At 66.3% G+C, this 9,872-nt stretch carries 7 protein-coding genes; 3 read left to right on the forward strand and 4 right to left on the reverse strand.

The genetic code is table 11. The features are described from left to right. Window positions 1–550: DUF2058 family protein (locus tag QMX83_RS17455; RefSeq protein WP_282297911.1), on the forward strand; the 550-nt coding region annotated here is incomplete at its 5' end. A 2-nt stretch (window positions 551–552) separates the two neighbouring features. After that, the gene (locus tag QMX83_RS17460) at window positions 553–2,607 is read left to right on the forward strand and encodes an acyltransferase family protein (protein WP_282297912.1); all 2,055 of its coding nucleotides are present in this window, start codon (window positions 553–555) and stop codon (window positions 2,605–2,607) included. 28 nt (window positions 2,608–2,635) lie between these two features. On the opposite strand, the gene QMX83_RS17465 is transcribed toward QMX83_RS17460, so the two are convergent. From QMX83_RS17465 to QMX83_RS17480, 4 genes are read right to left on the reverse strand one after another with little or no spacing between them, the layout of a single operon-like run. Then, window positions 2,636–3,814 (reverse strand): MFS transporter, encoded by a 1,179-nt coding sequence (locus tag QMX83_RS17465; protein ID WP_282297913.1) that lies wholly within the window; start codon window positions 3,812–3,814, stop codon window positions 2,636–2,638. Next, entirely contained in the window at window positions 3,811–6,498 is a 2,688-nt protein-coding gene (gene metH, locus QMX83_RS17470; protein WP_282297914.1) for a methionine synthase, read from the reverse strand. Before metH ends, QMX83_RS17465 begins: the two co-directional genes overlap by 4 nt. Continuing rightward, window positions 6,495–7,586: a homocysteine S-methyltransferase family protein gene (locus tag QMX83_RS17475; RefSeq protein ID WP_282297915.1), complete on the reverse strand. Its 1,092-nt coding sequence runs from the start codon at window positions 7,584–7,586 to the stop codon at window positions 6,495–6,497. Before QMX83_RS17475 ends, metH begins: the two co-directional genes overlap by 4 nt. A 7-nt stretch (window positions 7,587–7,593) precedes the next feature. Beyond that, window positions 7,594–8,523, reverse strand: coding sequence for a metalloregulator ArsR/SmtB family transcription factor (locus tag QMX83_RS17480; RefSeq protein ID WP_282297916.1), 930 nt, complete (start codon window positions 8,521–8,523; stop codon window positions 7,594–7,596). Window positions 8,524–8,671: 148 nt separating this feature from the next. Here QMX83_RS17480 and QMX83_RS17485 point away from each other — a divergent pair, with 148 nt between their 5' ends. Continuing rightward, the gene (locus tag QMX83_RS17485; RefSeq protein WP_282297917.1) at window positions 8,672–9,820 is read left to right on the forward strand and encodes an acyl-CoA dehydrogenase family protein; all 1,149 of its coding nucleotides are present in this window, start codon (window positions 8,672–8,674) and stop codon (window positions 9,818–9,820) included. Window positions 9,821–9,872: the final 52 nt, after the last annotated feature.

Consider the following 9,872-nt stretch of genomic DNA (forward strand, 5'->3'; position numbering starts at 1 on the left):
CGGTGAGGGTCCGCGCCAGGTCCGTGACGGCGACCCGCGCCGCGGCGCACCCGGCAAGGGCCGGCCGCACGGCAACGGCCCGCGCCCCGGCGCCAACGCCGGTTCCGGCAAGCCGCGCTCGCGCGAGGACATCGACCTGGCCAAGGCCTACGCGATCCGTGCGCAGAAGGAAAAAGACGACCGCATCGAGGCCGAGCGTCTCAAGCAGGAAGAGGCGCGCGTGCGCCGCGAAGCCAAGCTCAAGCTGGACGAGCTGCTCAAGGGCAAGGCGCTGAACGCCGAAACGGCCGACATCGCCCGTCACTTCCCGTATGGCGGCAAGATCAAGCGCATCTACGTCACCGCCGATCAGTTGCGCCAGCTCAACGCGGGCGAACTGGGCGTGGTGCAGAGCAATGGCCGCTATCTGCTGGTCACCGCGGCGGTGCTGGCGGACGCAGAGGCGATTTTCGCCCCGTCCGTGGCGCTGCGCGTCGATCCCAACGCGCCGGCGGAAGACGATCCGTATTCGGATCCGCAGTACCAGGTACCTGACGACCTGGTCTGGTAAACGTGCAGCAGGCACGTTCGCCGTATGTCCCGCACATCGATGGCCTTCGCGCCATCGCTGTGCTGTCGGTGATCCTGTACCACCTCAAGGCCAGCTGGTTGCCCGGTGGTTTTACCGGCGTGGACGTGTTCTTCGTCATCTCCGGCTTCGTGGTCAGCGCCTCGGTGGATCGCCTGCCACCGGTGGGCGGCTGGGCAGGGCTGGCGCGGTTCTACGCACGTCGCATCCGCCGCATCGTGCCGGCGCTGGTGGTGTGCCTGCTGGTCACCGCGCTGCTGAGCACGCTGTTCATTCCGGAGTCCTGGCTCAGTGAAACCAGCGACAAGACCGGACGGCGCGCCTTCTTCGGGCTGAGCAACTGGGTCCTGGCCAGCACCGGCAACGACTACTTCTCGCCCCGTACCGAATTCAATCCGTACACGCATACCTGGTCGCTGGGTGTGGAAGAGCAGTTCTACCTGCTGTTCCCGCTGCTGTTCCTGGCATGGCTGCGCGCTGGCCGTGGACGCATCGTGTCGCTGGCGCTGTTCGCGCTTGCTACCGTCGCCTCGCTGCTCTACGCCCTGCGTCTGGCCGGGCAGGGCGGGCAGGAGATCCAGGCCTTCTATGTCACCACCACACGCTTCTGGCAGCTGGGCGTCGGCGTGCTGCTGTACCAGCTGATGGCGCTGGCCGGCCGGTTCCAGCCCGATCCGGCGGCACGCGGCCTGCACTGGCGTTCGCCGCTGCTGCTGTTGGCGCTGGCGGCGCTGGGCTATGGGCTGTGGGCGGCACGTCCGGGCCACTCCCCGTATCCCGACGGGTTGTGGCCGGTGGTCGCCACCGCACTGCTGCTGGCGCTGCTGCAGCGCCATCCCGGCGGCTGGACTGGGCGCGCGCTGTCCAGCGCCCGCATGGTGTGGGTGGGCAAGCTGTCCTATTCGCTGTACCTGTGGCACTGGCCGGTATTCGTGGTGTTCCGCTGGACGGTCGGGCTGGAAACGGTCGCCACCGGGGCCGCCGCCCTCGTGCTGGTGGCGCTGCTGGCGTGGGCGTCGTGGCGCTGGGTGGAACAGCCGTTGCGGCATGGCGGGCGCGGGCCGAAGACCAACCTGCGCTGGGTGGTGCTGGGCATCGCGGTGCTGGTGCTGGGCGCTGGCCTGCAGTCGGTGCTGGCCAAGCACGGGCACCATGTGTCCTTGAGCACGGTCAGCCGCCACCCGCTCGACTGGTATCCCTATGCCAAGGGGCTCAAGCGCGAGGTACCGGACTGCCGTGTGGTCGAGTCCAGCCTGCCGGTGGCCGGTGGCCAGGCGCGCCTGCTCGAGCGCGGCGACTGCGCGCAGGGTAAGGGTGCGGACCGGCACGTATTCGTCGCTGGTGATTCGCATGCGCTGGCCTACAACGAACTGCTGCGACGCCTGGTCGTGGCCGAAGGCGGACAGGTGCGCCTGTATGGCAGTGGCGGCTGCGCCCTGGTCGGCCTGCAGGGCTGGCGGGGGCCGAATCCGGGCTGCGAAGCCTACACCGCCAACGTGCTGGCCGACCTGCTCGCCACGGCTCGCCCGGGTGACGTGGTGTTCCTGCCTGGGCTGCGGGTGCCGCGTCTTTCCGACCAGTACACAACGTTCGATCCGGCGCAGCAGCAGGCCGAACTGGAAAGTGATGCCGCAGTGCAGGGGCGTGCTGCGGAAGTGGCGACGGCCATCGCCCAGCTGCGCCCGCTGGCCGAACGTGGCGTGCGGATCGTGCTGGAAGCGCCCAAGCCGGTGCTGCCGGCACCGCCGTTCCGTTGTTCGGACGCGTTCAATCGGCACAATCCGATCTGCGCCGGTGGCCTGACCATTGCACGTGATCGCATGCAGGCGCTGCGTGCACCGGTGCTGGCCAGCCTGCAGCAGGTGGCCGATGGCCTGCCCGGTGCGCAGGTGTGGGATCCGCTGCCGACGCTGTGCCCGGGTCCGGTGTGCAGCGCGGAGCTCGATGGGAAACCCCTGTACTTCGACGGCGACCACCTGAGCGGCTACGGCAACCGTGTGCTGTTGTCGGCCTTCCAGCAGCAGCTCAACGCACAGTAGTGCCGGGCGACGCCCGGCCTGCCGCAACTCAGCGGCGCACACGCCCTTGCCGCAGCAGCGGCAGGCTGATGGCAAAGAAGCACAGCACCGCCCCGACCGCGGCGAACCCGGCCCCGGCCAGGAACGCGGTGCGCCCGTGGTCGATATTCCAGAGCTGTCCCGCAATCAGCGCGCCCGACACCCCACCCACGCCGGACGAAAACCCGTACAGCAGCCCCTGGCCATGTCCATTGAGGCGACCCGGGAAGTAGGTCGCCAGCATCTGCATCGCCGCCGCGAAGAACGCGGCAAAGCCCAGTGCATGCGCGGTCTGCACCACCAGCATCACGCCCAGGTGCTGCGGGAACAGCGCGGTGACTGTCCAGCGGATCGCTGAACTGATCAAGGCGATCAGCAACATCCAGCTGGCGTCATAGCGACGGAAGAAGCGGCCGATGGTGAAGAACACGCCTACTTCGAACACCACGCCGATGGTCCACAGCACGCCCAGCGTGGAGGTGCTGTAGCCGAACTGGTCCATGTAGACCGAGAAAAACGTGTAGTACGGTCCAAAGGACAGCTGCTCCATGAAGGCCGCCAGAAAGAACGCGGCCACCGCCGGCTTGCGCACGATCTGCCAGAAGCCGCTGGCATCACCTTCGGCCTTGTGGAAATCGCGCGCATAGCGGTTGGCGAACGAGGACGCCACCAGCAGGGCGAACAGCGGCAGCATCAGCCACGGCAACAGGTCCGCACGGCTGCTGCCGTCCTTGCCTTCGATCAGCCAGCCAAAGCCCATCACCACCGCGATGAAACCCAGTGAACCCCAGACCCGGATCAGGCCGTAACGATGGCTGTCGTTGCCCAGGTGGGTGAGCGTGATCGACTCGAACTGCGGCATCACCGCGTTGTAGAAGAAGCAGAACACGATCATCGCCGGATACATCCACGGCTGCGGCAGCGGCAGCAGGAACGCGCAGAACGTGAGCAGGGTCAGCACGCTGCCGATGCGCAGCCACAGGATCGGGCGCGGCGACGCCGCCGCGATCGAGGTCCAGGTGGTCGGCGCGACGATGCGGGTGGCATACCACAGCCCCATCATCACGCTGATCGCGGTCACGCTCATGCCGCGCGCGGTCAGGAACAGCGACCAGTAAGGTGTGAACGCGCCCAGCGCCGCGTAATAGAACAGGTAGTAGCTGGAAAGCCGTGCGACCGGAACGCTCATTCCGGATCGTAATCCAGATTCGACGCCAACCAGCGCTCCACCTGCGCCCGCTCCACGCCCTTGCGCCGCGCGTAATCGGTCACCTGTTCCCGCGTCACCCGGCCAACCACGAAGTACTGGCTCTGCGGATGGCTGAAGTAGTAACCCGACACCGCCGCCGTCGGCAGCATCGCAAAGCTTTCGGTCAGCTGCATGTCGGCATTGCGTTCGGCATCCAGCAGGCGGAACAGCGTGCCTTTCTCGCTGTGCTCCGGACATGCCGGATAGCCCGGAGCCGGGCGAATGCCGACGTACTGCTCGTCGATCAGGGCTTCGTTGTCCAGGGTTTCGCCGGAGGCGTAGCCCCAATATTCCGTGCGCACGCGCTGGTGCAGGCGTTCGGCCAGGGCCTCGGCAAGACGATCCGCGAGCGCCTTGAGCAGGATCGCGTTGTAGTCATCGTGATCGGCTTCAAAGCGCGCGACATGCGGCTCGATGCCGATGCCGGCGGTCACCGCGAACGCGCCGATCCAGTCGCGCTTGCCGCTGTCGGCCGGGGCGATGAAGTCGGCCAGGCAGAAGTCCGGTCGCTCCACCGGTTTGTCCACCTGCTGGCGCAGGAAGTGCAGGGTGGCCGGGCCTTGTTCGGTCTGCAGCTGGACGTCATCGCCCACGCTGTTGGCCGGCCACAGCCCGAACACCGCCTTGGCGGTGAGCCAGCGCTCGTCCACGATGCGGGTCAGCATCGCGCGCGCGTCGCGGTACAGCTCGCTGGCCTGGGTACCGACAATCTCGTCGGTCAGAATGGCCGGGAACTTGCCGGCCAGTTCCCAGGCCTGGAAGAACGGCGTCCAGTCGATCACCTCGACCAGATCCGCCAGCGGGTAGTCATCCAGCACGTGCAGGCCGGGCTGACGCGGTTCGGGCGGGGTGTAGTCCGCCCAGCCGCCGTTGAAGCGCTGCTCGCGCGCCTTGCCGAGCGTGACCAGGCGCTTGGCGTCGCCGCGGTTGCGGTGGCGCTGACGGATATCCGCGTAGTCGGCCTCGTTGGCGGCGACGAATGCTGCGCGTAGGTCTGGCGAGATCAACGACTGCGCCACACCCACCGCACGCGAAGCATCCTTCACCCAGATCGTCGGGGCCTTGTAGAACGGGTCGATCTTCAACGCGGTGTGCGCGCGCGACGTGGTGGCTCCACCGATCATCAGCGGCAGGGTGAAGCCCTGGCGCTCCATTTCCCGCGCCACGTGGCTCATTTCTTCCAGCGACGGGGTAATCAGTCCGGACAGGCCGATGATGTCGGCGTTTTCCGCGCGGGCGGCGTCCAGGATCTTCTGCGCCGGCACCATCACGCCCAGGTCGACCACCTCGAAGTTGTTGCAGGCCAGGACCACGCCGACGATGTTCTTGCCGATGTCGTGCACGTCGCCTTTGACCGTGGCCATGATGATCTTGCCGTTGCTGCGCGCAGTGTCGCCGCTGCGCGCCTTTTCCGCTTCGATGAACGGCAGCAGGTAAGCCACGGCCTTTTTCATGACGCGCGCGGACTTGACCACCTGCGGCAGGAACATCTTGCCGGCCCCGAACAGGTCGCCCACGATGTTCATGCCATCCATCAACGGCCCTTCAATCACATCCAGCGGGCGGCTCGCCTGCGCACGGGCTTCCTCGGTGTCCTGTTCCACCCAGGCGTCCATGCCGTGCACCAGGGCATGGGCGAGGCGATCCTTGACCGGCTTTTCGCGCCAGGCCAGGTCTTCGCCCTTGGTTTCGCCCTTCTTGCCCTTGTAACGCTCGGCGATCTCCAGCAGCCGCTCGGTGCCATCACTGCGGCGGTTGAGGATCACATCCTCCACGCGCTCGCGCAGTTCCGGGTCGAGCTCGTCGTAGATAGGCATCGCGCCGGCGTTGACGATGCCCATGTCCATGCCGGCGGCAATGGCGTGGTACAGGAACACCGAATGGATCGCCTGACGCACGGTTTCGTTGCCACGGAACGAGAACGAGACGTTGGAGACGCCGCCCGACACATGGCAGTGGGGCAGGGTGCGCTTGATGATGCGGGTGGCTTCAATGAAGTCCACCGCATAGTTGTCGTGCTCTTCAATGCCGGTGGCGACGGCGAAGATGTTCGGGTCGAAAATGATGTCCTGCGGCGGGAAGCCGACCTGGTCGACCAGGATGCGGTAGGCGCGGGTGCAGATTTCCACCTTGCGTGCGCAGGTGTCGGCCTGGCCGGTCTCGTCAAAGGCCATCACCACGGCGGCGGCACCATAGCGCAGCACCTTGCGCGCGTGTTCGATGAACAGCGCTTCGCCTTCCTTGAGCGAGATCGAATTGACCACGCTCTTGCCCTGCAGGCACTTCAGGCCGGCCTCGATCACGCTCCATTTCGAGGAGTCGACCATCACCGGAATGCGCGCGATATCCGGCTCGGACATGATCAGGTTGAGGTAACGCGTCATCGCCTTCTCAGAGTCGATGAGACCCTCGTCCATGTTGACGTCGAGAATCTGCGCGCCGCTGGCCACCTGCTGGCGTGCCACGTCGACCGCTTCCTCGTAACGTTCTTCCTTGATCAGCTTGCGGAACTGGGCGCTGCCGGTGACGTTGGTGCGCTCACCGACGTTGACGAACAGCAGGTCCGGCGAGATGACCAGCGGTTCCAGGCCGGACAGCCGGGTGTGGCGGACCGGCGCGCTCATGCGGCCTCCTCCTGCGCTGACGGCAGCGACCGCGGCGGCAGGCCGGCCACCGCCAGGGCAATGGCGCGGATATGGTCCGGCGTGGAGCCGCAGCAGCCGCCCACCATGTTGAGCAGGCCGTCCTCGGCGAAGCCGCGCAGGGTGGCCGCCATTTCATCCGGGGTTTCGTCGTATTCGCCAAACGCGTTGGGCAGGCCGGCGTTGGGGTGGGCGCTGACGTAACAGTCGGCGACCTGGCCCAGCGTTTCCACATGCGGGCGCATGGCGTCGGCACCGAGCGCGCAGTTCAGGCCGATCGACAGCGGCCGTGAGTGGGCCAGCGAGGCGTGGAAGGCATCGGCAGTCTGCCCGGACAGGGTACGCCCGGAGGCATCGGTGATCGTGCCGGAGATCATGATCGGCAGGCGCGCGCCGCGATCATTGAAGGCTTCTTCAATGGCGAACAGTGCGGCCTTGGCGTTGAGCGTGTCGAAGATGGTTTCCACCATCAGGGTATCGGCCCCGCCGTCGATCAGGCCGTCAATGGCCTCGCGGTAGGTGTCACGCAGTGCATCGAAGCTGGTGTTGCGGAAGCCAGGATCATTCACGTCCGGGCTGATCGACGCGGTACGACTGGTCGGGCCGAGCACGCCGATGACGAAGCGCGGCTTGTCCGGCGTGGTCGCCTCGATGGCATCGCAACAGGCGCGGGCCACGGCGGCACCGGCCTTGTTGAGCTCATAGACCAGGTGTTCCAGGTGATAGTCGGCCTGGCTCACCGACGTGGCATTGAAGGTGTTGGTTTCGATCAGGTCCGCGCCGGCTTCGAGATAGGCGGTGTGGATGCCGGCAATCACCTCCGGCTTGGTCAGCAGGAGCAGGTCGTTGTTGCCCTTCAGGTCATGGCCTTTCGGCGTGCCGTGGTCGCAGCCTGCACCGTGTTGGTGATCGAAGCCACCGGCGAAGCGCTCGCCGCGGTAATCCGCTTCCTCCAGGCCGTGGCGCTGGATCATCGTGCCCATCGCGCCATCGATGATCAGAATGCGCTCGGCCAGCGCCGATTCGAGGGCGCGGACACGTTCAGGGTGCAGCCACGGCAGGGTCGACATGGAAACCTCAGGGCTTGGTCGCGATCAGCGAGATGACTTCAAAATGCGGCGGTCGCTTCTCGCGGGTCACCGTTTCCAGGCTGGAGACGACCAGCCCGGCCTTCTCGGCGAACTTGCGCAGCTCCTTGTCGCTGAAACCGAGGTTGACGTGACCGTAGGCGTCCACCGCGGCCTTGTGTTCATGACGGGCCAGGCTGCACAGCAGCAGCCGGCCGCCGGAGCGCAGCACGCGCGCGCCTTCGGCCACGGCCTGGGCCGGCTTGCTGGCATAGGTGAGGGCATGCATCAGCACCACCAGGTCGAAACTGCGGTCCTTGAACGGCAGCGCATGCATGTCGCCCTCGCGCACCTCCACGTTGGCCAGGCGGCGCAGGCGCTCGCTGGCGGCGGCGACCACCCGCGCACTGGTGTCGATGCAGACGTAGCGCTTGGCATGGGGGGCGACCAGTTCGGCCAGCACGCCGTCGCCGGACGCGATGTCGAGCACGTCGCCGGTTTCCAGCAACGGCAGGGCGGTACGCGCCAGCGCTTCCCAGGTGCGACCGGGCGAGTAATGGCGCTCCATGTCGCCAGCGACGCTGTCGGCCCAGTTCTGGTCCGCGGCGCGGCTGGCCAGGACGGCGGCGACGCGTTCAGCATCCTGGCGCAGCAGCGGGTCGTCGCTGCCGGTGCTCAAGGCATGCCACAATGCGCGCTGCGCCGGGTCCAGCGCGGCGTCATCGAAGCGGTAGTAGGCCGACACGCCGGCGCGGCGGTCGCGGACCAGCCCAGCTTCCTTCAGTTTGGCCAGATGGGTGGACACCCGCGGCTGGGCCAGCGTGGTGATCGCCGAGAGCTCGGCCACGGTCAGTTCTTCCTGCTCCAGCAGGGTCAGCAGGCGCACCCGGGTCGCGTCGGCGAACACCTTCAAACGTACCGACCAGTCTTCGAGATCCATAAATATCTACCTATCGCGATATAGAGATATTTTCGGCGTTTCCCCCCGTTCCGGTCAAGTCAGCCGGGATTGCCCGACCCCCGGTACAATTCCGCCATCTGGCCGCGCACAAGGCGGCTGATATCGACATTTTCCTGGGAGGGTTGTTGTGGATTTCAGTTTTACCGAAGAGCAGCTGATGCTGCAGGACGTGGCGCGTCGCATCGCGCAGGAAAAGATCGCCCCGAGCGCGGAGCACCATGACCGCACCGGCGAGTTCCCGCTGGAGAACATCCGCCTGCTGGGCGAAAACGGTCTGATGGGCATCGAAGTGCCGGCTGAATACGGCGGCGCGGGCATGGACCCGATCGCCTATGTGCTGGCGATGGTGGAAGTGGCTGCCGGCGACGCGGCCCATTCGACGATCATGTCGGTGAACAACTCGCTGTTCTGCAACGGCATCCTCACCCACGGCAGTGAATCGCAGAAGCAGACCTACGTGCGCGCGATTGCCGAAGGCGAGGCGATTGGTGCGTTTGCGCTGACCGAACCGCAGTCGGGTTCGGACGCCACGGCGATGCGTTGCCGGGCGGTGAAGCAGGCCGACGGCACCTATGTGATCAACGGCAAGAAGAGCTGGATCACGTCCGGTCCGGTGGCGAAGTACATCGTGCTGTTTGCGATGACCGACCCGGAAGCGGGCGCACGCGGCATCACCGCGTTCATCATCGACACGGACCGCGCGGGCTTCCACCGTGGCAAGACCGAGCCGAAGCTGGGCATCCGTGCTTCGGCGACCTGCGAAATCGAGTTCCAGGATTACGTGGCGCACACCGACGACATCGTGGGCAAGGAAGGCGAGGGCTTCAAGATCGCGATGGGCGTGCTGGACGCAGGCCGCATCGGCATCGCTTCGCAGGCCATCGGCATCGCGCGCGCGGCCTATGAAGCGACGATCGAGTACGTGAAGGAGCGCAAGGCGTTCGGCGCGGCGATCGGCACCTTCCAGATGACCCAGGCCAAGATCGCCGACATGAAGTGCAAGCTGGACGCCGCACTGCTGCTGACCCTGCGCGCCGCATGGGTGAAGGGGCAGGGCAAGCGTTTCAGCAACGAAGCGGCGATTGCCAAGCTGACCGCCTCGGAAGCAGCGATGTGGATCACCCACCAGGCGGTGCAGATCCACGGCGGCATGGGTTACTCCAAGGAAATGCCGCTGGAGCGTTACTTCCGCGACGCCAAGATCACCGAGATCTACGAAGGCACCTCGGAAATCCAGCGCCTGGTGATTGCGCGCAACGAGACGGGTCTGCGCTGAGTTGCGCTGACAGCGTCGGCAATCGATGTGTTACGTGGCGCCGGGCTCTGCC

This window comes from Stenotrophomonas sp. PS02289, assembly GCF_029960115.1.
In the GTDB taxonomy this organism is placed as follows: domain Bacteria; phylum Pseudomonadota; class Gammaproteobacteria; order Xanthomonadales; family Xanthomonadaceae; genus Stenotrophomonas.

What these genes read in the sequence shown, in the direction of transcription:
- metH (WP_282297914.1), bottom strand. Translation starts at nt 6,498, where the DNA reads ATGAGCGCGCCGGTCCGCCACACCCGGCTGTCCGGCCTGGAACCGCTG.
- QMX83_RS17475 (WP_282297915.1), bottom strand. Translation starts at nt 7,586, where the DNA reads ATGTCGACCCTGCCGTGGCTGCACCCTGAACGTGTCCGCGCCCTCGAA.
- QMX83_RS17480 (WP_282297916.1), bottom strand. Translation starts at nt 8,523, where the DNA reads ATGGATCTCGAAGACTGGTCGGTACGTTTGAAGGTGTTCGCCGACGCG.
- QMX83_RS17465 (WP_282297913.1), bottom strand. Translation starts at nt 3,814, where the DNA reads ATGAGCGTTCCGGTCGCACGGCTTTCCAGCTACTACCTGTTCTATTAC.